The organism is Candidatus Flexifilum breve, from assembly GCF_016713355.1.
In genome coordinates this window covers 1-18,669 of record NZ_JADJPI010000040.1, presented here as the reverse complement: position 1 = coordinate 18,669, position 18,669 = coordinate 1, and the positions used below count along the sequence as shown (strand labels likewise).

The 18,669-nt window shown below is 62.1% G+C and carries 30 protein-coding genes and 2 pseudogenes; 20 read left to right on the top strand and 12 right to left on the bottom strand.

All coding sequences use genetic code 11. The features are described from left to right. Positions 1 to 237 precede the first annotated feature (237 nt). From IPK17_RS38000 to IPK17_RS37990, 3 genes are all read left to right on the top strand, one after another. Entirely contained in the window at positions 238 to 447 is a 210-nt protein-coding gene (locus IPK17_RS38000; RefSeq protein ID WP_343422966.1) for a class II glutamine amidotransferase domain-containing protein, read from the top strand. Next, entirely contained in the window at positions 420 to 539 is a 120-nt protein-coding gene (locus IPK17_RS37995) for a hypothetical protein (protein WP_343422965.1), read from the top strand. Before IPK17_RS38000 ends, IPK17_RS37995 begins: the two co-directional genes overlap by 28 nt. A 234-nt stretch (positions 540 to 773) precedes the next feature. Next, entirely contained in the window at positions 774 to 1,301 is a 528-nt protein-coding gene (locus IPK17_RS37990) for an asparagine synthase-related protein (RefSeq protein WP_343422964.1), read from the top strand. A gap of 56 nt (positions 1,302 to 1,357) precedes the next feature. On the opposite strand, the gene IPK17_RS37985 is transcribed toward IPK17_RS37990, so the two are convergent. After that, positions 1,358 to 1,483, bottom strand: a complete 126-nt coding sequence (locus IPK17_RS37985; RefSeq protein WP_343422963.1) for a hypothetical protein — start codon at positions 1,481 to 1,483, stop codon at positions 1,358 to 1,360. Positions 1,484 to 1,488: 5 nt separating this feature from the next. Between IPK17_RS37985 and IPK17_RS37980 the strand changes: the two genes are divergently transcribed. From IPK17_RS37980 to IPK17_RS37965, 4 genes and pseudogenes are all read left to right on the top strand, one after another. Then, a complete protein-coding gene (locus IPK17_RS37980; RefSeq protein ID WP_343422962.1) occupies positions 1,489 to 1,929 on the top strand; it encodes an asparagine synthase-related protein in 441 nt (146 codons plus the stop codon). Positions 1,930 to 1,933: 4 nt separating this feature from the next. Next, positions 1,934 to 2,170: a hypothetical protein gene (locus IPK17_RS37975; protein ID WP_343422961.1), complete on the top strand. Its 237-nt coding sequence runs from the start codon at positions 1,934 to 1,936 to the stop codon at positions 2,168 to 2,170. 333 nt (positions 2,171 to 2,503) lie between these two features. Beyond that, a pseudogene (locus IPK17_RS40905) lies at positions 2,504 to 2,845 on the top strand (hypothetical protein); the annotation flags it as partial. Between the two features lie 76 nt (positions 2,846 to 2,921). After that, positions 2,922 to 3,095 carry a hypothetical protein gene (locus tag IPK17_RS37965; protein ID WP_343422959.1) on the top strand — a complete coding sequence of 58 codons (174 nt, stop codon included), beginning with the start codon at positions 2,922 to 2,924 and terminating at the stop codon, positions 3,093 to 3,095. A 519-nt stretch (positions 3,096 to 3,614) separates the two neighbouring features. Here IPK17_RS37965 and IPK17_RS37960 read toward each other — a convergent pair. The 4 genes from IPK17_RS37960 to IPK17_RS37945 all read right to left on the bottom strand — a co-directional run bounded on the left by IPK17_RS37960 (position 3,615) and on the right by IPK17_RS37945 (position 5,499). Next, entirely contained in the window at positions 3,615 to 3,797 is a 183-nt protein-coding gene (locus tag IPK17_RS37960) for a hypothetical protein (protein WP_343422958.1), read from the bottom strand. 73 nt (positions 3,798 to 3,870) lie between these two features. Then, on the bottom strand, positions 3,871 to 4,269 hold the full coding sequence (locus IPK17_RS40900; RefSeq protein ID WP_350341686.1) for a hydroxymethylglutaryl-CoA lyase-like TIM-barrel protein: 399 nt from the start codon (positions 4,267 to 4,269) through the stop codon (positions 3,871 to 3,873). After that, positions 4,253 to 4,669 (bottom strand): hypothetical protein, encoded by a 417-nt coding sequence (locus tag IPK17_RS37950; protein WP_343422956.1) that lies wholly within the window; start codon positions 4,667 to 4,669, stop codon positions 4,253 to 4,255. The genes IPK17_RS40900 and IPK17_RS37950 overlap by 17 nt, the downstream gene beginning before the upstream one ends. A gap of 536 nt (positions 4,670 to 5,205) precedes the next feature. Then, positions 5,206 to 5,499 carry a hypothetical protein gene (locus tag IPK17_RS37945; protein ID WP_343422955.1) on the bottom strand — a complete coding sequence of 98 codons (294 nt, stop codon included), beginning with the start codon at positions 5,497 to 5,499 and terminating at the stop codon, positions 5,206 to 5,208. On the opposite strand from IPK17_RS37945, the gene IPK17_RS40895 reads away from it, so the two are divergent. Beyond that, the gene (locus IPK17_RS40895) at positions 5,458 to 5,673 is read left to right on the top strand and encodes a citrate/2-methylcitrate synthase (RefSeq protein WP_350341685.1); all 216 of its coding nucleotides are present in this window, start codon (positions 5,458 to 5,460) and stop codon (positions 5,671 to 5,673) included. The two genes, IPK17_RS37945 and IPK17_RS40895, sit on opposite strands and share 42 nt — an antisense overlap. Further along, on the top strand, positions 5,622 to 5,840 hold the full coding sequence (locus IPK17_RS40890; protein ID WP_350341684.1) for a hypothetical protein: 219 nt from the start codon (positions 5,622 to 5,624) through the stop codon (positions 5,838 to 5,840). Before IPK17_RS40895 ends, IPK17_RS40890 begins: the two co-directional genes overlap by 52 nt. Here IPK17_RS40890 and IPK17_RS41215 read toward each other — a convergent pair. Then, a complete protein-coding gene (locus IPK17_RS41215; protein WP_343422953.1) occupies positions 5,780 to 6,055 on the bottom strand; it encodes a hypothetical protein in 276 nt (91 codons plus the stop codon). The two genes, IPK17_RS40890 and IPK17_RS41215, sit on opposite strands and share 61 nt — an antisense overlap. Before the next feature lie 300 nt (positions 6,056 to 6,355). Between IPK17_RS41215 and IPK17_RS37930 the strand changes: the two genes are divergently transcribed. The 4 genes from IPK17_RS37930 to IPK17_RS37915 all read left to right on the top strand — a co-directional run bounded on the left by IPK17_RS37930 (position 6,356) and on the right by IPK17_RS37915 (position 8,085). Continuing rightward, on the top strand, positions 6,356 to 6,853 hold the full coding sequence (locus IPK17_RS37930; RefSeq protein ID WP_343422952.1) for an AraC family transcriptional regulator: 498 nt from the start codon (positions 6,356 to 6,358) through the stop codon (positions 6,851 to 6,853). Positions 6,854 to 6,892: 39 nt separating this feature from the next. Next, positions 6,893 to 7,027, top strand: coding sequence for an AraC family transcriptional regulator (locus IPK17_RS37925; RefSeq protein ID WP_343422951.1), 135 nt, complete (start codon positions 6,893 to 6,895; stop codon positions 7,025 to 7,027). A gap of 525 nt (positions 7,028 to 7,552) precedes the next feature. Next, positions 7,553 to 7,807: a hypothetical protein gene (locus tag IPK17_RS37920; protein WP_343422950.1), complete on the top strand. Its 255-nt coding sequence runs from the start codon at positions 7,553 to 7,555 to the stop codon at positions 7,805 to 7,807. Between the two features lie 2 nt (positions 7,808 to 7,809). Beyond that, on the top strand, positions 7,810 to 8,085 hold the full coding sequence (locus tag IPK17_RS37915) for a DUF1003 domain-containing protein (protein ID WP_343422949.1): 276 nt from the start codon (positions 7,810 to 7,812) through the stop codon (positions 8,083 to 8,085). Between the two features lie 105 nt (positions 8,086 to 8,190). Here the strand turns inward: IPK17_RS37915 and IPK17_RS37910 are convergent, their stop codons facing one another. The 3 genes from IPK17_RS37910 to IPK17_RS37900 all read right to left on the bottom strand — a co-directional run bounded on the left by IPK17_RS37910 (position 8,191) and on the right by IPK17_RS37900 (position 10,076). Next, entirely contained in the window at positions 8,191 to 8,721 is a 531-nt protein-coding gene (locus IPK17_RS37910; RefSeq protein WP_343422948.1) for a dihydrofolate reductase family protein, read from the bottom strand. A gap of 220 nt (positions 8,722 to 8,941) precedes the next feature. Beyond that, positions 8,942 to 9,685, bottom strand: a complete 744-nt coding sequence (gene map, locus IPK17_RS37905; protein WP_343422947.1) for a type I methionyl aminopeptidase — start codon at positions 9,683 to 9,685, stop codon at positions 8,942 to 8,944. Positions 9,686 to 9,800: 115 nt separating this feature from the next. After that, positions 9,801 to 10,076 carry a hypothetical protein gene (locus tag IPK17_RS37900; protein WP_343422946.1) on the bottom strand — a complete coding sequence of 92 codons (276 nt, stop codon included), beginning with the start codon at positions 10,074 to 10,076 and terminating at the stop codon, positions 9,801 to 9,803. 147 nt (positions 10,077 to 10,223) lie between these two features. Here IPK17_RS37900 and gatA point away from each other — a divergent pair, with 147 nt between their 5' ends. The 5 genes from gatA to IPK17_RS37875 all read left to right on the top strand — a co-directional run bounded on the left by gatA (position 10,224) and on the right by IPK17_RS37875 (position 15,011). Continuing rightward, positions 10,224 to 11,687: an Asp-tRNA(Asn)/Glu-tRNA(Gln) amidotransferase subunit GatA gene (gene gatA / locus IPK17_RS37895; RefSeq protein ID WP_343422945.1), complete on the top strand. Its 1,464-nt coding sequence runs from the start codon at positions 10,224 to 10,226 to the stop codon at positions 11,685 to 11,687. Between the two features lie 137 nt (positions 11,688 to 11,824). Next, complete coding sequence (locus tag IPK17_RS37890) at positions 11,825 to 13,222, top strand: M24 family metallopeptidase (RefSeq protein ID WP_343422944.1); 1,398 nt, start codon at positions 11,825 to 11,827, stop codon at positions 13,220 to 13,222. Further along, a complete protein-coding gene (locus IPK17_RS37885) occupies positions 13,138 to 13,431 on the top strand; it encodes a cytidine/deoxycytidylate deaminase family protein (RefSeq protein ID WP_343422943.1) in 294 nt (97 codons plus the stop codon). Before IPK17_RS37890 ends, IPK17_RS37885 begins: the two co-directional genes overlap by 85 nt. Beyond that, complete coding sequence (locus IPK17_RS37880) at positions 13,428 to 14,339, top strand: CehA/McbA family metallohydrolase domain-containing protein (protein WP_343422942.1); 912 nt, start codon at positions 13,428 to 13,430, stop codon at positions 14,337 to 14,339. The genes IPK17_RS37885 and IPK17_RS37880 overlap by 4 nt, the downstream gene beginning before the upstream one ends. A 3-nt stretch (positions 14,340 to 14,342) precedes the next feature. After that, entirely contained in the window at positions 14,343 to 15,011 is a 669-nt protein-coding gene (locus tag IPK17_RS37875) for an SH3 domain-containing protein (RefSeq protein WP_343422941.1), read from the top strand. Here the strand turns inward: IPK17_RS37875 and IPK17_RS37870 are convergent, their stop codons facing one another. Beyond that, the gene (locus tag IPK17_RS37870) at positions 15,012 to 15,467 is read right to left on the bottom strand and encodes a hypothetical protein (protein WP_343422940.1); all 456 of its coding nucleotides are present in this window, start codon (positions 15,465 to 15,467) and stop codon (positions 15,012 to 15,014) included. It lies immediately after the preceding gene. A gap of 51 nt (positions 15,468 to 15,518) precedes the next feature. Continuing rightward, on the bottom strand, positions 15,519 to 16,121 hold the full coding sequence (locus IPK17_RS37865; RefSeq protein ID WP_343422939.1) for a WD40 repeat domain-containing protein: 603 nt from the start codon (positions 16,119 to 16,121) through the stop codon (positions 15,519 to 15,521). Positions 16,122 to 16,604: 483 nt separating this feature from the next. On the opposite strand from IPK17_RS37865, the gene IPK17_RS37860 reads away from it, so the two are divergent. After that, positions 16,605 to 17,036: a hypothetical protein gene (locus IPK17_RS37860; protein WP_343422938.1), complete on the top strand. Its 432-nt coding sequence runs from the start codon at positions 16,605 to 16,607 to the stop codon at positions 17,034 to 17,036. On the opposite strand, the gene IPK17_RS41210 is transcribed toward IPK17_RS37860, so the two are convergent. After that, on the bottom strand, positions 17,033 to 17,797 hold the full coding sequence (locus IPK17_RS41210) for a J domain-containing protein (protein ID WP_502749963.1): 765 nt from the start codon (positions 17,795 to 17,797) through the stop codon (positions 17,033 to 17,035). The genes IPK17_RS37860 and IPK17_RS41210 overlap by 4 nt on opposite strands. Positions 17,798 to 18,059: 262 nt before the next feature. On the opposite strand from IPK17_RS41210, the pseudogene IPK17_RS37850 reads away from it, so the two are divergent. Then, a pseudogene (locus IPK17_RS37850) lies at positions 18,060 to 18,639 on the top strand (nitroreductase family protein). The last annotated feature ends 30 nt before the right edge of the window (positions 18,640 to 18,669 follow it).

Sequence of the window (18,669 nt, the reverse complement as noted above, 5' to 3'; positions counted from 1 at the left end):
GAAAGCGGTGACAATACAGATTGTTATTGTCTGCCAATTTCTTTAGTTTATATCCCATGTGGTAGGTGCTGGTGTGCTGTACTTCGATGGAACGCCGGCCACGAAGCTGAAATCGCGCCCATGCTGGACGTGCAAATTCATCGCGGCCAGATCAGGAGCGGTCATCGTCGATGGCGCGTGCGGGCTCGGCTTGATTAGCCATTCGGGATATCTCGCCGAGCGGCGCGCTGCTGCCCAATGCGCGACGGCGACGCGCTCGTACCTTCAACGGCGAAATCTACAATCATCCGCGCTTGCCCGCCTGCTGAAATGGAAGGCGCGCGCTATCGCTCCAACAGCGGCACCGAGACGGTCCTCGAGCTGCCGCCGCGACTGGTCGGCAATTGCCATTTGCTGCGCGGCATGTTCGCGTTCGCGCTGTGGGACGGCACCGAGATCAACGCTTGACTGTGGCGCGGGATCGACTGGGTGAGAAGCCGCTCTACTACTATCACGACAGGCGCGTGTTCGTGTTCGCCAGCGGATCAAGTCGCTGCTGATGCACCCCGCCGTGCCGCGTGGTCGGCCTTTGACGCTTTACGCTCTCTGCTGGCGCTCTACCTCGGCTACGGTTACATCGCGCCGCTGACGGCCCTTCAGGGGATCAAGGCGCTGCTGCCCAGCCCGTCATCCGCGATTGCGGGGCGCGACTTTCCAGCCGCAGCAGTACTGGACGCCGCCGCACCCGGCGCGCTACTCCCCACTGACCGTCGAATTCGAGGCGCGCAAGTGCGATGAACTGCGCGAAGCGTTGGGCAAATCAGTGCGGCAGGCGTTTGATCAGTGATGTGCCGCTCGGCGCGTTTTTGAGCGGCGGGCTGGACGGCGGCCTGATCGTCGCGCTCATGCGCCGCCACCAGAACGGCACGATCCGCACCTTCAGCATCGGCTTTGCGGGCGATGACAGCTTCGACGCGACGCAGTACGCGCGGCGGAGTGGCAGGTCGCTTGGGCTGGAGACACACGGCCTTCACGGCGGTCAACCCGCAGGCGTTCGACCTCGCGCCGACGCTGGTCTGGCATCACGATCAGCCGTTCGCGGACGCGGTGCCATCCCCGTATCTGGTCAGTCAGCTCACGCGCAGCGGGTTACCGTCGCGCTGACGGGTGACGTCGGCGATATCGAGCTGTTCGCCGGGTATGAACGCTTCTACGCGCATTCGCTCCTGGTGCAGCGCGCTGTGCGGCGCTGCCCGTCACTAATGGGACAGGGTCGCCAACGCGATTCGCGTGTTGCCAAGGCACGGGCTATTACCACGTGATCAAGCGCGCGGGAGCGCTTTGCGCGTGGGGCGTCGCTGCCGCCCGCGCTGGCCTACTATGACTGGATCGCCTGTTCAGCCGCGAGCAAATCGGCGTGCTGACCGGGGCGACCAGCGATGACGGGCTTACATTTCGCGGCGCAGATGGGCACACGCGTCGAACTGGCCGATTTGCTGCGCATCAAACATGCTGACCTACCTGCCGGACGATCTGCTCATCAAGACGGATCGGTCGGGCATGCCGGTGTCGCTGAAACGCGCGCGCCGCTTCCTCGATCACCGGTTAGTCGAAATGGCCGCGACCATCCCGACAACCTCAAGCTCAAAGGCAGCACGACCAAGTATCTGCTCGAAGAAGAGTGGCGGAGGATTTACTTGCCCGCCGGGGATCCACCGCCCCAAGCACGGGTTCGGCGTGCCGCTCGGCGCATGGCTGCGGACGGACATCCGCCGTGCGCGGTCTGCTACTGGACGCGCGGGCGCGCGACGCGGTCTGCTTAATACCGCGGCGGTCACGCGCTTGCTGGATGAACACGCCGCGGGCAAGCGCGATCACGGTGAGACTCTGGAGCCTGCTTACGCTAGAGATTGTGGCATCGCCTGTTCATTGACGCCGCTCAACCTGTGAAGCCATGACTGAAGGCCCCGTCCGCATTTTGCGCATCATCGCCCGGCTGGAGCATCGGCGGGCCCGGCGGTTCACTATCGCTGCTCACCAAAAGCTCGGCGCGCGCCCGTTTATCACAGCACTGGTATGCGGCAACATCGAAGCGGGCGAAGGCGATATGCGGTACTTCGCGGAAAAGCATGGCGTCACGCCGCTGCTTTTGCCGGAGCTCGGGCGGTCGCTCAACCCCTGCGCGACCTGAGCACGATCTGGCAACTGTATCAGCTCATGCGCGAGATGCAGCCGCAGGTGGTGCACACGCACGGCGAAAGCCGGGTTTATTGGGCGCGTCGCGGCTAAGCTGGCAGGCGTCCCGGTCATCGTGCATACGTTTCACGGGCATGTGTTTCAAGGCTATTTCAGCCCCGCTAAAACCAAGATGTTCATCCTGTTGGAGCGGATCACCGCGCACTGTCCGACACCGTGATCACGCTCACCGAAGGAGTTGCGCCGCGACTTCTCGGAAAGTACGGTATCGCCGCCGCAGTCGTATCACGGTGCTGCCGCTCGGTCTGGATCTGGAAGCGTTCGCCGCGTGCCGCGTCAATCCGGCGACTTTCGCAGCGCCCACAGCATCGCGCCGGATGTGCCGCTGATCGGCATCGTCGGGCGGCTCGTGCCCATCAAGAATCGCGAGCTGTTCCTGCAAGCGGCGGTCAAAGTGCGCGAAGCGCCTGCCCAATGCCTGCTTCGCCATCATCGGCGACGGCGAACTGCGCGCCGAACTGGGAAGCGACCACCGCGCGGATCCGGCGACCGACTGCGTCAGGTTTGTGGGCTGGGTGCGCGAGTCGCCCCCGTGTACAGCGATCTCGATGCGCTCGTGATCAGCAGCCGTAATGAGGGGACGCCCGTCTCGGTGATCGAGGGCACTCCAGCGCGCTGTCCGGTCGTGACGACGGCGGTCGGCGGCCTGCCCGATCTGCTCGATCAGGGGGCGCTCCGGCACTCTCGTGCCGACCGAAGATGTCAACGCGCTGGCGGATGCCATCGTCCGGACGGTCGCCGCGCCGCCGGATACGACGCGCGCCCAGCAGTTGATGCTCGACCGCTTCGGCATTGATCGGCTGGTCATGGATCTGGATCAGTTGTATCGGGGCATTTTGGCGAAAAAGGGCAAGCTGTAGAGTTTGCCCACACTCAACACTGGATTGAGTAATGAAGCTAGCCCTTATTCCCTCTCCCGTGGGAGAGGAGGGTTAGGGACTGAATCTTCTCCCTCTCCTCTAGGTTGAGGACAGGACACGCAACAATCGAGCGAGTGTGGGACGCCCCACGGCGCGTCCAGCGCCGGGTGTGCGCAAAACGGACGCGCCGTTGCGCGTCCCTACACAATCTGTTTTCCCTCAAGCCGGTGTCTCAATGGTTCCCAATGTTAAAACTGTCCAGCCGTGAACCTCTAGGAGGGGGCCGAAGATGAGGTTTGTACGCTAAGCGTGAGGCTGCTCATTCTTCCCCTCTCGTTTAGGCGAGCGGCTGGGGGAGTAAGGCTGAGCTTCTGCCCGCACAGAGCCCTTCCAGCTCGGCCCACTCGATGCTCGTCTGTCATCCGCCATCAAACTCGGCCTGCATCCACGCGTACACGCTCTGCAAACTGGGATCATCCTTCGGCAGATCCACGCCCACATGCTGCTTGATGACGAAGATCAACCAGCAATGCCGCTGTCTTTGGTCAGCGAGACTTCCAGCGGGCGACCGAGCAGGTTCGGCACGTCGAACAGCGCGTACATCCACCAGAACTTGTTCAGCCCGTCGGCATGGACTCCCGCGCGCGTGCGGTGCGCGTCCCGCCCGTACAGCGGATACTTATTCGGCAGCGGATCGCCCATCTCGTCATACAGCCCCGCGAGCTCGTTCAGCGCCGTGAAGTCGGGCGCGTCGTCGCTAAGTACCCCATGCCGATCAGGTGCAGCAGCACGCCTTCCAGCGGCGCGTTGCCCGTGCGCTCCCCTTGCCGAGCGACGTTCCGTTGATCGCCGCGCACCCGCCGCGGATCGCCGCGAGGCAGTTCGCCACCACCAGCCACGTATCGTTGTGCGGGTGAAATTCCGAAATCTTCCGGCTGCAAGCCCATCGCCCGCAGCGTCTGGAAGATGCGCGGGATGCTGCGCGGAAGCGCGACGTCGTCATAAGGGGAAGTCCTAGGCCCATCGTGTCGCACACCTGAACTTCGGGCGCAAACCGGACGGCTCGCAGATCGCCTGCACCGCCTCGATGAAGGGCTGCATGAACTCCATCGGCGCGCGTCGCATCTTCGAGGTGCAGCCGCGGGCGGATCCCGGCCTCAACGCTGGTCCGCACCGCATCCAGATGGGTCGTGCGCCGCCTGGTTGCGTCCCCCGGCTTCGAACTTGTGGAACGTGTGGTGGTCCGAGGCCAAGGCCAGCATCCCCGTCTCGCGCACGCCGAGCGCCTTGATCAGCGCGACATCCGCGCTGCTGGCGCGGATCCACGTGGTCGGCTCAATCGGCGCGCCGCCCGCCAGCGTTCGAGCGCGCCTTCCAGCGCGGCGCGGTCGGACGGGCGGTAGATGAAGAACTCGGCCTGCCGGATCGCCGCTCGTCCCCGTGAAGCGCAGGCAGGTCGTAGATGGCGAGGCTCTGCTCTGGGTTGAGCGGCAGCCCGCCTGCTGCGCGTCACGGTGCGTCGTTTCGGTCGTCCACGCTTGCGCGGGCAGGTGGGCAGGGCGGTCCGTCCACACATATTGCGGAAATTGATCCTGCGCGGGAAACTGTCGAGAAAATACTCCGGCGCGGCGGGTTCTGTCAGCATGAAAACGTATCCTTTGGGTGTCAATTTGTGTCTTTCTCAAAGGTAGATATATTGATGAAACTTGTCAATCTTGATTGTGATAATCAATCTATTCTGATTTGGAGATGACACCATTTCACCTTATTTGAGCGCCAAGCAAGCCACGGAATACTCCGGGATCAGTGTGGCGACGCTGTACTCGTATGTGAGCCGCGGGCTGATTCGCAGTGAGGCGGGCGGGAGGACAGCCGCGAGCGCCGCTACCTCGCGGAGGAGGACGTGGAGAAGCTGCTCAAGCGGAAGGCGCGCGGCGAGCCCGGAGAAAGGCGCACGCGAGGCCGCTCCGATGGGGCTCCCCGTGCGGAGTCCGCGCTCACGCTGATCGACGAGGAAGCTGTACTATCGCGGGCACTGACGTCATGAACTGGCGCTCACCCGCACCTTTGAGGAGGTCGCGACGCTGCTGTGGACGGGGGTGGAGACCGTTTACAAGCTGTTTCCGCAGACGGTGACGTTTCGCGATTGATCCGGGATCGAGGGCGTGCCCGTGCCGCCGCTCACGCGGATGCATCTCGTGCTGGCGCTGGCCGCCGACGACGATCTGCGGGCGTTCGACAAGGCGGCGCTGCCATGACCGGGCGCGCGCATTCTGCTGCTGCTGGAACGGACGTCAGCGGGGTGGGCGGCGGGAGCAACGCCGAACGGCTGGCGGCGGGCTGAGCGGGCGCCGGGCCGGATGTGCGGCTGATCGACGCGGCGCTGATCCTGAGCGCGGATCACGAACTAAACGCGTCGTCGTTCGCGGCGCGGGTGGTCGCTTCGACGGATGCCACGCTGTACCAAGTGGTGAACGCGGGGTTGTCGGCGGTCGGGAGTTCAAGCACGGCGGCAATACGCGGTTGGTGGCGGCGTTCTGGCGCGAGGTCGGGGCTGCGGGCAACCCACAGCCCGTGATCCGCGCGTGGTTGCAGCGCGGCGAACGGATCCCCGGTTTCGGGCATGTGCTCTACCGCCAGCAGGGCGATCCGAACGGCGGCGCTGCTGGACACCTGCGGGCGAGCTATGGGGCATCCCAGCGCTGGCACTGGCCGACCGCATCATCCAGCAGACAAACAAGGTGATCGACCGCGCGCCGAACATCGACTTTGCGCTGGTCATTGGCGCGGGTGCTGGCGCTGCCGGAAGACGCGCCGCTGACGCTGTTCGCGTTGGGGCGGACGGCGGGCTGGATCGCACATGCGGTTGAGCAGTACGCGACCGGGGAATTGATTCGGCCACGGGCGGTGTATACCGGATCGAAACCGGGCGGTGGGAACATATAGGAGAGGAACCTCACCCCCGCCCCTCTCCATGGGGAGAAGGGGAGAAGAAAAGAGCAACCTCACCCCCGCCCCTCTCCTAGAGGCGAGGGGAGGAAAGACAGCTCACCTGGCCCCCTCTCCTAGAGGCGAGGGAGAAAGAGGCTCACCCCCGGCCCCCCTCTCCTGGAGGCGAGGGGAGAAAGACAGCCTCACCTGGCCCCTTTCCTAAAGGGGAGGGGGGAGAGAGCGTCAGCAGTGATCCCTCGGCAGGGAGAGGGGAGAAAGACGCCTCACCTAGCCCCTCTCGAGCGGAGAGGGAAATTGGAAGGAGCGGGATGGATTTCCAGTTTGATTATCAGATGTTTGAGTCGCCGCTGGTGGGGTTTGCGTGGCAGACATGGAGCGATGCGCGCGGCGGATCGTTCATGTCGGCGGCGGCGGCGCAGTGCGAAATGGTGATCACGCGGTATCGCGGCGAACTCACTGTGCATCTGCGCGGGCCGGAGACGAAAGCGTCGCCCGCACCGATCCCAGAAGAGGCGGAATTCCTCGGCATCACGTTCAAACTCGGCACGTTCATGCCGCATCTGCCGACCGAAACGCTCGTGGATGGGGATGCGCTGCTGCCGCTCACCGCGGGCGAACGCGCTTTCTGGCTGAACGGGTCGGCGTGGGAAGTGCCGACTTTCGACAATGCGGATGTGTTTGTGCGACGCCTCGAACGGCAGGGGCTGATCGCGCGTGACCCGGTGGTGGATGCGGCGCTGGCAGGACGAGCGGCGGGCGTGTCGCCCCGGTCGCTGCAGCGGCGCTTTTTGCGGGCGACCGGTTGACACGGCGCCATCGCGCAGATTGAGCGGGCGCGGGAGGCGATGACGCTCTTGCAGCGCGGGCGCTCGATCCTCGACGTGGTGGCGCAGGCCGGTTATGCGGATCAGCCGCATCTGACGCGGTCGCTCAAATATTATGTCGGGCACACGCCCGCGCAGTTGGCCGGGGTGAAGTAAAAGAGATCAACCTCACCCCCAACCCCTCTCCTAAAGATTGAGGACAGGACACTTTTAACATGGGGAACCATTAAGGCGATCATCTGAGGGAAAACATGTTGTCTAAGAGACCATCTGAATATTCGCAATTTCTCTCGTACGGCCAAGGCGCGCCTTGCCCCTACCTAAGCAAACAACACATTTTTCCAAATGGCTCCTAAAGTGGTCTTTCGAAAGTTTTTAATGTAGGGCAGCCTTGTCTCCGGTTTCCGCGCACGCGTGGGTGCGCCCCTACATCCGTTCGTGGATTTCTTTCGAGAACCCCCTTAAGGACGCGCTTCTGCGCATCCGAGATCAGCGGACAAGCCTAGAAGGCCGTCCCCTACAAGGTGTCGTTTAAGGAAGACAGTCTCGAAAAATTAAAACTGTCCTGCCGTGAACCTAAAGGAGAGGGGCGATATGCGTTCCACGAATTGAGGGCGTTCCCGTCAACGTAATGTGGATTATAATTACAATACGCATTATGAAGACACAAAGGGATGCCAAATGGACAACGGGGTAAGCGCACGTGATAACGCACGAGATGCCGTTCTTTCCAGCCGCCGCCTGATACACAGCCTGAAAGCCAGAGCCGACGAACGCCGCACCACCCCCGAGAAGATCGCCGATGCGCTGACCAGCCGGTTTGGGAGCATGGGCTTTTTGATTTTCAATGTGGTGTGGTTCACGATCTGGTTGGCGTGGAATAACGGCCAGATCCCGGCTTACAACCGTTTGACCCGTTTCCGTTTCAACTGCTGACGATGATTGTGTCACTGGAGGCCATCTTCCTGTCGATCATCGTGCTGATCTCGCAGAATCGCGGGGAGCGGGTGGCGGATTTGCGGCAGGAGATGGATTTGCAGCTCGACATCCTCACCGAGGATGAGCTGACGAAGATGATGCGGATGCTCGCGCTGCTCTTGGAAAAACAGGGTTTGGACGTGTCGAATGATACTGAATTGCAGGAAATGCTGCGCCCGACCAATATCGAGAAGATTCAGACCATTCTGGAAGAGCAGATCAATTTGAAGAAATGAAGTTGGGGAAGCTAGCCTCACCCCCGGCCCCTCTCCTAAAGGAGAGGGGAGAGATGGCCTCACCCCCGGCCCCTCTCCCGTGGGAGAGGGGCGAAAAGCGGGCCGTTAGCGTTCGGGTTCGTAGATCAGGCCGATGACATCGCCAAGCGGGCGGGATTCCACGAGCTTGAGCGTGGCGGTTGTGCCGTCTTCGAACAGGCGCTGCCCTTGCCCCAAGACAACCGGGTAGACGAGCACGCGGACGGTATCGACGAGCCCGGCGCGGAGGAGCGACTGCACCAGCTTGCCGCTGCCGTGCACGGTGATGTTCGTGCCCGCTTGCGCCTTGAGCTTGTTGACCTCGGCGACGAGATCCCCGCTGATGATCACCGAGTTGTTCCAGTCCGCGGTTTTGAGCGTGTTCGACACGACATACTTGCGCACACCGTTAAAGTACGCTGCGCCCTCATCCGGGCTGTTCGGCCACGCCTGCGCGAAGCCTTCATAGGTGACACGACCGAGCAGCAGGGCATCACTGTTGGCGGTCTCCTCGCCTTTGAAATTGTGCATCGGGTCGCTCCAGTATTTGAACGTCCACATCGGATTTTCGATCACGCCGTCCAGCGACATGAACTCCGTCACGACGAGTTTTCTCATGGTGGCTCTCCTTAGTTCAGTTGGTTGAATTGATTTGATACTGCTTATGATACGGGATGTAGGGCGCAGAAGCTTGAACAAAAGCGACAGGTGTTAGGGGATGCTAATAAATAGTCGAACAACTTCATCGCCCTACCCGAAAAGAGGAGCGAGGAAACAAGCATGGGGTTTAAGTCCCCTCTCCAAGTGAAGAGGGGACTTAGGGGGCGCTGAACTACGCCTAGACCGCCGTCACCAGCACGGGCGCGCCGTGGCGCACAATGATCGTATGTTCGTACTGGGCGGTGCGGTCGCCGTCCGGCGTCTTGATCGTCCAGTTGTCGTCAGCCGTGTAAACGCGCCCCGAGCCATTTGTGATGAACGGTTCGAGCGTGATCACCAGCCCATCGGTCAGGCGGTCGTCGGCGCGCTTGGTGAAGTAGTTGGGGATGCTCGGCTTCTCGTGGATCGATTTGCCGACGCCATGCCCGCTCAACTCGCGGATGATATTCAACCCCGCGGCCCGCGCTTCCAGTTCGACGGCCTTGCCAATGGCGTTGATGCGCTGCCCCGCCCGCGCCGCGTCAATCGAGCGCTTGAGGGCGATCTTGGCCGTATCGCAAATCTTCTGGTATTCCGGGCGCACCGGCGGCACCGGGAATGTACTGCCCGAATCCGCGAAGTAGCCGCCGAGTTCCGCCGACACGTCAATGTTGACGAGATCGCCGGGCTTAATCACGCGATCCCCGGCGATGCCGTGCGCGACTTCTTCATTAATGCTGATGCAGGTCGCGCTGGGGAACTTGTACACCAACTGCGGCGCAGACTGCGCCCCCTGCGACTTCATATAGGCCGCGCCAATGGCGTCGAGCTCGGCGGTGGTCATGCCGGGACGCAGCGCTTCCGCCATCGTCTTGATCGTCAGGCCGACGATCCGCCCGATGCGCATCAGCCCGTCAAAATCGTTCTGGTCGTTAACTGTCATGCTTCACCTGAGTAGTTTACAGTTCTAAGTTTACAGTTCCCAGTGAAAACGAAGTAGGGGCAGCTGATCCACAATGCAAGGCAAAAACTGTGCACTGTAAACGGACGCCTGTGAACTAGATCAGCTTGAAAATGTTCGCGACAATCTGCTTCTGATCCGGCGTCACGGCAATGTAGCCCTGCTTACCGCTCTGGTCTTCAATGGCGATCCAATCAGTTCCCGCGGGACATTCACCATCCACGCCATCCTGAATGATAGCAGCGCTGTGCAAAAGATCGAACAGCGACTCCACTTTCATCGCCTCCGCGCCGAGCGCATGCCGCGCTTCCGAGGTCATGTGCGCGAGGACGCCCGCCTGTCGTAACTGCTGGTACTGTCGTGCAAAGCCCATGGTGCTGCTCCCAATACCTAAAATGTACTACTTCATTGTAACCGAAATTAACTTTGTAAGAATAGTGAGTTTCATGTGAAACTGCGCTGTTTGTCACTTCCCTGTGTGCTATACTCTCCGTGATTTGATCACCATAGAGAGAACTCCATGTCTGAACTGACTCGCCTAAGCCTCTCCGACGCTGTGAGCCGCTTGCGTAACCGTGACATCTCGTCCGTGGAACTGACGCGCGCCTACCTCGACCAGATCGCGGCGCTCGAACCGACGATCCACGCTTTCATCACCGTGACCGCCGACCGCGCCCTCGCGGATGCCGCCCGCGCCGATCAGCAGCGCGCCAACGGCGACGACCGTCCGCTGTTGGGCGTGCCGCTGGCGATCAAGGATGTGCTCTCGACGACGGGCGTGCAAACCACCTGCGGATCGAAAATTCTCGCGGGCTACACGCCGGTCTTCACCGCGACCGCTGTCAAGCGCCTGGAAGACGCGGGCATGGTGCTGCTCGGCAAGACCAACATGGACGAATTCGCGATGGGCTCCTCGACCGAGAACTCGGCCTATGGCGTCACACGCAACCCGTGGAATCTCGACCGCGTGCCCGGTGGGAGCAGCGGCGGCAGCGCAGCAGCGGTCGCGGCGGGCATGGCGGCGGGCGCAATCGGCACGGATACGGGCGGCAGCATTCGCCAGCCCGCCTCGCTGACCGGGCTGGTCGGCTTGAAACCGAGCTATGGGCGCGTGTCGCGGTATGGCTTGGTGGCGTTCGGCTCATCGCTCGACTGCCCCGGCCCGCTCACCCGCACGGTCGAAGACGCGGCGCGCTTGCTCGGCATCATGGCGGGGCATGACCCGCTCGATTCGACCAGCATGCCCGTCGACGTGCCGGATTACGTCGCGGCGCTCGGCGGGGATGTGAAAGGCTTGCGGGTCGGCGTGCCCAAGCAGTACTTCATCAAGGGGACGCAGCCCGAAGTCGACGCGACCGTGCACGCCGCCATCGAACAGCTTCGAGCGCTCGGCGCGGAGATCATCGAGATCGACATGCCGCACACCGATTATTCGCTGCCCGTCTATTACATCATCGCGCCCGCCGAAGCCAGCGCCAACCTCGCGCGCTATGACGGCATTCGCTTCGGGGCGCGCGTCGATAAAGGCGACATGTGGGATACCTACAAGGCGACGCGCGGCGAAGGCTTCGGGCCGGAAGTCAAGCGCCGCATCATGCTCGGGACGTATGCCCTCTCCGCGGGCTACTATGATGCCTACTATGGCAAAGCGCAGCAGGTGCGCACGCTCATCAAGCAGGACTTTGACAAGGCGTTCGAGCGCGTGGATGTGATCGCGGGGCCGACCTCGCCCAACACCGCTTTTAAGCTCGGCGAGAACGTCAACGACCCACTGAGCATGTACCTCGAAGACGTGTTCACGCTGCCCGCCAGTCTGGCGGGCGTGCCGGGACTCAACGTGCCGTGCGGTTTCGACAGTCAGGGCTTGCCGATTGGGATGCAGTTGTTCGCGCCCGCCTTCCGCGAAGATGTGCTGCTGCGCGCGGGTCACGCCTACCAGCAGTCGACCGAATGGCATAAGCGGTCAGCTCAGGTGAAAATTTAACCTCACCCCCAACCCCTCGCCTAGAGGAGAGGGGCTTACGCGGGACGCTTTTCACCCCCTCGCCCTTGGGAGGGGGGTGGGGGTGAGGGTTGTTGTTTGAAAATTGTTCTTACGTATCCCATCAGGAGGGGAAAGCCATGCCCGTTACGCAGATGAAGATCAGCGCGGAAGAACACCGTCAGCGCTGCGAAAAACTGCTCATGCACCTGCACGCCGAAGGTTTGAACGGCGTCGTGCTGTTTGACCGCCAGTATGTGCTGTACTACACGGGCTTCGCCTTCATCCCCACCGAGCGCCCGATGGCCTTCGTCATGAACAAGCGCGGAGAGCGCGGGATGTTCGTGCCGCGCCTCGAACTGGAACACGCGCAGGCCAACGCGCTGATCGACCGCGTCGATCACTACCTCGAATATCCGTACACCGCGCACCCGATGATCGCTTTTCAGAAGATGCTCGACGAAATGGGCATGCAGGGTCCAGTCGGCGCGGACGAAGACGGCTACCCGTGGGTGTTCGGCTACCGCGGCCCGAAGCTCTCGGAGATGCTCAACGCGCCCGTGCGCAGCGTCCGCCCGTTTGTCGAAGACGCGATGATGATTAAGTCGCCCGCCGAAATTCGTCTGATTCGTGAGGCGTGCGTCTGGGCGAATCTCGGGCATGTGCTGCTGCAGCGCTACACCAAAGTCGGTGCGACCGAGACGGAAGTCAGCCAGCGCGCGGGCGACGAGGCGACGCGCGCCATGTACGACGCCATCGGCCCGATCTACCGCGGGCAGAGCGAATACTACGGCGGCGTCGTCGCCGGGTATCGCGGACAAATCGGGCGCAACGCGGCGATCCCGCACGCGCTGGCGAATAATCTGACCTTCCAGCCCGGCGATGTGCTGGTGACCGGGGCGGCGGCTCCGGTGTGGGGCTATCATTCCGAACTCGAACGCACGATGGTCATGGGCAAGGCGAGCGACGAGCAGAAGTTCCTGTTCGATCACATGGTGGCGCTGCAAGATACCGCTTTGGACGCCATTCGCCCCGGCGTCCCGTGCTCGGAAGTTGACAAGATCGTGCGCGCCTACTACGAACAGCATGATCTGATGCCGTACTGGAAACACCACGTCGGCCACGCGATTGGCCTGCGCTATCACGAAGGACCGTTCCTCGATCTCGGCGATCCGACGATCATTCAGCCGGGGATGGTCTTCACGGTCGAACCGGGGCTGTATTCGAAGGGCGTCGGCGGCTTCCGCCACTCGGACACAGTCGTCGTCACCGAGGATGGCCTCGAAAGCCTGACCTACTACCCACGCGATCTGGAAAGTCTGACGCTGCCCGGTATGAAGATCGATCAACGCTTAGTCGATGCGGCGGTTGACCTGCTCAAACGCCGTTTTCCGCCCGGTTATGGCGTCGCCGCCGCGTCTATACCGCTGACGGCGACCTGTTCACGGGCGCGGTGTGCGAGCCGGAGTACGGCGGCGGCGGATTGTGCGCGGAGACGGGCGCGATCCTGCAAGCGCACACGCTCGCCAAGCAGGTGACCGCCTCGGCCTGCGTCGCCTATGACGGGAGCGGGCGCATCGTCATTCTGACGCCATGCGGCATCTGTCAGGAACGGCTGCGCCACTGGGGCGGCGCGGTCGAAGTCGCCGTGCCCGACCCCGCCGATCCGACGCGCTGGATCGCCAAAACCCTGCGCGAAGTTCAGCCCTACTACTGGGCTAATGTGTATTTAGAGGACGAACGTTGAACAATCTTCCCTTCGCCAAACCCGGCCAGTTCTACAAAGGCAACCTGCACACGCATTCCACCAATTCCGATGGCCGCATCAGCGTCGAAGCCAGGTGTGCAAGTTCTACCGGGAGCACGGTTACCACTTCCTGTCCATCACCGATCACTTTCTGGAAAACTACCGCTATCCGCACACCGATGCGTCGGCTTACCACACGCCGGATTTCGTCACCTTGCGCGGGGCGGAACTGCACGCGGGCAAACCCTGTACTCGGCGAACTCTGGCACATCCTCGCCAACGGGCTGCCGCTCGATTTCGCGCGGCCAACGCCGGATGAGACGGGTCCGGAAATTGCGCAGCGCGCGCTGGCGACGGGCGCGTTCGTCACGGTGGCGCACCCGGCGTGGTATAACCTGAGCGAAGAAGACGTGATCAGCCTGAGCGACACGCACGCCATCGAGATCATCAACGGCATCTCAGCGGATCACAGCGACAAGATCGACAGCGTGTACATGCTCGACGTGATGCTGGCGCGCGGGTATCGCTTCACCGCGCTGGCCACCGACGACGCGCACTTCAAGCCGGATTTCCGTGACACGCTGCGCGGGTGGACGTGGGTCAAAAGCGAAGCACTGACGCCGGAAGCGATCCTCGCGGCGCTCAAGCGCGGCGACTTCTACAGCAGCACCGGGCCGCTCATTCACGATGTGCAGGTGACCCCCGGCGAGACAATCAAGATCCGCTGCTCCCCGTGCGAAAGCGTGTTCGTGACGGGGAAGGGCTCATGGGCGGCGTACAAGCACGGGCATAACATCACCGAAGTCGAGCTCTCGATCCGCAGCCTCAAATCCCCTACTGCCGTGTCACCGTGCGCGATGCTCATGGCGGGCGCGCGTGGACGAACCCGATCTGGTTCGCGTAGGTGAGCAATGATGCGATTCACCAGCGCGCTCGGCATCGCCCTTGTGATCATCTGCCTACTGGTGACACAAGTGAATTCATCACCCGCCAATCAGCAGGAGCCGTTGGTGGTCATCGCCCTGTGCTCACCAGATCGCGATCACTGGCTGTACTGGCGCATCTACAACCACAATCGTTACGCTGTGACCTTCGCTTGGGAGATACGCTTCTCTGATCAGGGCGGCACGCTGACGATTCCCGCGGCAGGGTCACTGGCGGGTGAAACCACACTGCGGACCGCGCGGGTTTCCGGTCGGAACTGGCTGCGTGTGAGCGTGGACGGGCAAGTCAACGCCGAGGTAAACGTGAATGCGGCGAACTGTCGCTTTGCCCCACCCCGGGCGGGCGCGACCGCCATGCCGATCAGCACGCCACCGAGCTTCCCCACGGAAATCGCGCAGGTGCGCATCATCGCCGGGGTCAATTTGCGCGGTGGTCCCGGTACCAACTACCCGGTCGTTGGCTCGGCGGGGGCGGACTTCACCCTCCCGGTGATCGCTTATGTCGATGTGGGCGCGGACCGCTGGTATCTCGTCACGGATTTCGACGGACAAGCCAAATGGGTGTCGGCGGGTTTCGTCGAAGTGCTGAGCGCCGATCCCATACCGCTCGCCGCGACTGTCCCCGCGCCGCCCTGATCAGCGGATGGGGAACACGGGCAGCGCGTCGACGCTCACCCCATTGAGGTCAATGAAAGCGGGATCATTCAGCACCCACCCGCCGTAATCGAGCACATACACAAAGTCACCCGCAGCATCCCGCCCAATGACCGAAACCTCACCCTTTGGGACGAGGTCTTCGTGACTGGCAACATCCGGTTCGGTGCGCACAAACGCCGCCTGACGGAGGTGCGCCGGATAGATCGTGAGCGCGGGCTGGTCCGCTGTCGGCAGAGCGAACACCCAGAGCTGATTACCCGGTGAGGCGATGATCGCCGAGCTATCCGGCGTGATGGCCACGGCTTGCGCGCCAATATTCAGCAACGACTGCAGCCTACCGCCCGCCGGGTCGAGCGCGGTGACCTGCTGCCGTCCGCCGAGCACCCCCAAACTCCAATCGGCGTTCATGGCCAGCGGCGAATACCGATCGTCCACGCTCCAATTCACCACAGCCCCGCTGTCGATATCAAAAAGCCGAGTTCACGATCATAGTCGGTGGTGAACACCAAGGTTCCGGGCATCCGGACTGAGCAGCACGGACTCCGCAAAGTAGGCCGCCTCCAATCGCGGATCAAGTAACCGACGCGCTGGCACATCCCAGAGGGCAAGCGAACCAAAACTGCCAAACATGCCCAGCAGCGTACCATCGCGCAAAAATTCCAACCGCTCCGAGCTGACGAACCGCGCAGAGGGCAGCAAATCACCGGGAGCAACCGCCTCAATCCCACCGCGCAGATCCCAGAGCGCCACCCGATTTTGAGAATATGCGACCGCGAGCAGCGTGCCATCCGGACTTATGGCGAAATTCGCGATCTGGACACGATGCGGACGGAAGGCCGCTACCAAGCACGGTGCCGCCTCGGCAATATTCCAGATTTCGAGCTGGCCATCGCGATAGCCGATGATCAGGTTGGCGCCGTCCGGGGTGAAGATGACGGCAGTAGGATAGTTATCCAGAAAACCATCCGGTTCGCTGACGCGCGCAATGGTTAACACGGCGGCGCGGCGTTCCAGTTCCCAGACGACGATTTGTTCCCCCTGCGCAAACGCGACCAGGCGGCTGTCGGGACTCAAACGCCAGCGCCCCACGCCACTCCATCGACTGCGTGGTGATCAGTTCCCACGTCTCCGTATCCCAGATGCCGAGCGGATCGTGGGCGTTTTCCGGCAATAACGCCCGTTCCGCCAACCAGCGCCCATCCGGGCTAAATCGAAAAGCGCGCAGCCGTCCAGCCCACGGCTGGACCTCCACCAACGCGGCGGTTTGAATGTTTTCGGGGGTGAGCGGCGTTCGTCCGGTCTGCGCGTGCAGCGCAGCGCCAGTGAGCAGCAAGACCAGCACCACGCTGATTTGGATCCATTTTGAGGGGAAGGCCAGCATGTATCGACCTCTTGGAAGCGATTCCGCTAAACAACACAGGACAGAGTTTGTTCCTAACCAGCGCTCGATGCAAATCCAATTCATGCGGCTGAACGAGAAATTTATTCAGGAAAAATACAGACAGTTTAAGGCTTTACGAGTATCGACTCGTTATACTGCTTCCATTGTGGACAACTTAGGAGCAACTGGGCATGTATTCATTGGACTGGCTGATTCCAACAAAGTCGCGTATGCCCGCGTGTATGGGCGGCATACCCTCGAAGATATGGAACGGTCAAACGCCGATTTCAAGATTTTGCTGGACGCGGCAGGCGGGCTGCGCATTTGATTATGGATATGCGCGCCGCCGAAAACCTGCCGATTCAGATCAAGCGCGGGCAGGATCGCTGGAAGTCGCCAAGCACCCGAATCTGGGCTGGGTGGTCAGCGTCGGCTCGACTAACGAGATCGTCAAGTACGTGGGCATCATGCTCGTCAAAATCTTTCGTCTGCGCTTTCAACGCCTCAACAGCATGCAAGAAGTGATCGACTTCCTGCACAGCCTCGACCCAAACCTCAACTGGTCGGCGGCGCGCCTCGAACTGCTGGTCAACGATGCGGAACTGCGCTTCCCCTTCCCCTAACTGCCACTCGCCGTTTTGATATAGCGGTAGGCGGCATACAGCCGCTTGAACCGCGCTTCGGCCTCCTCTTTGGGGAGTTTGCTCACGTCGGGGTGAAATTCGCGTGCCAGCTTGCGAAACGCGGCTTCACCTCGTCGTCGGACGCACCGCGCAAAGCCGAGCGGTTCGTACGCGATCCAGCTCGGACTGCGGCAGGCGATCGACGGGTGTGAAACCCCTCGCCCGGCACATCCGCCCAACTCGGATTGCTCCACGTGTAGAACTGGGTGTGACCGCGCGTAGTCTGCTTGCGGGAAAGCGTTGCGCCCGGTGATGTAGTCGGGCTGCTTCCAGAACGCCTCCGTGCCGAAATTCGCCACCAGCCAATCACCGCGGATCGACTGCGGCTGCTTCACCACACGCGGAACGACGGCAGGTGTGATCTCGACATCCGGCCCGTACCACGCTTCCTGTTCGCTGCCCCGCCCGAGCGGCTTAAAGTGCACCTGCCCGACCGCGTAACCGTCCGTCGTCTGGCGATAGGTGTACACCTTGTCGCGATACAGCGCGTGCAGCGCGAGCAAGCCTTCGTCAGGGGTGGTCAGCGCGCCATCGGACGGCACGAGCGCCGCATCGACGATGAACAGCGACCCCACGCCGACGCGCGTCCCTTCGCTCAAAATCCGTTTGAGATTGCGCACGCGCACCGGCTCATCCAGCAGATACACGTAGATGAGCGTGCCCGTCCACGTGTGAGCGATCAGATGTCCGTCTTTCGCCACGGACAGCCGCGCACACTCTCGACGCCCGTCAATTTGCCGCACAACCAGCGTTTGATCTCGTCTGCGACCATACCCGATACCATTAAAGCTCAGTTCGCAATCGCGCCATTGGAACAAATGGGACGGGAGAGCGGCTATACTTCGCCGCAGACTATATGCAGCGAAGGATGCCAGCCCATGACTGATGATGATCGCCTTCCGTTAGCCTTTGAGCGGATCGCTCCGGACGGGCAGCACGCGCATCCCGCGCTTTCTCACGCGGATGCGGTCACGGCGCACCGTGCGCGATTTTTTCGCCCGAACCTGTGCCCTTCGAGCTGATCGAAAATGCCATTGCAGCGGCGGCGACGGCTCCGAGCGGCGCGAATCAGCAGCCGTGGACGTTCGTCGTGGTGAGCAATCCGGAGATCAAGCGCAAGATTCGCGAAGCGGCGGAAGCCGAGGAATACGAGAGCTACACGCGGCGGATGAGTCAGGAATGGCTGGACGCGCTGGCGCATCTGCACCCGACTGGCACAAGCCGCATCTCGAAGACGCGCCGTATCTGATCGTCGTGTTCGCGCAGGCGTACGGTGTGCGTGACGATGGCACGAAGATCAAGCATTACTATGTGACCGGATCGGTGGGGATTGCGGTGGGGATGCTGCTGGCGAGTCTGCATCTGGCGGGCTTGGCAACGCTCACGCACACGCCCAACCCGATGACCTTCCTCGCGAGATTTTAGGGCGACCCGCTAATGAACGCGCCTCGTGGTGATCCCGGTCGGCTACCCGGCGGCGGATGCCAGAGTGCCCAACATCAGCAAGAAACCGCTGGCCGAGGTGCTGATCCGGGTGGAGTAAACAGGTAGGGGCGCAACCTGACCCCACCCC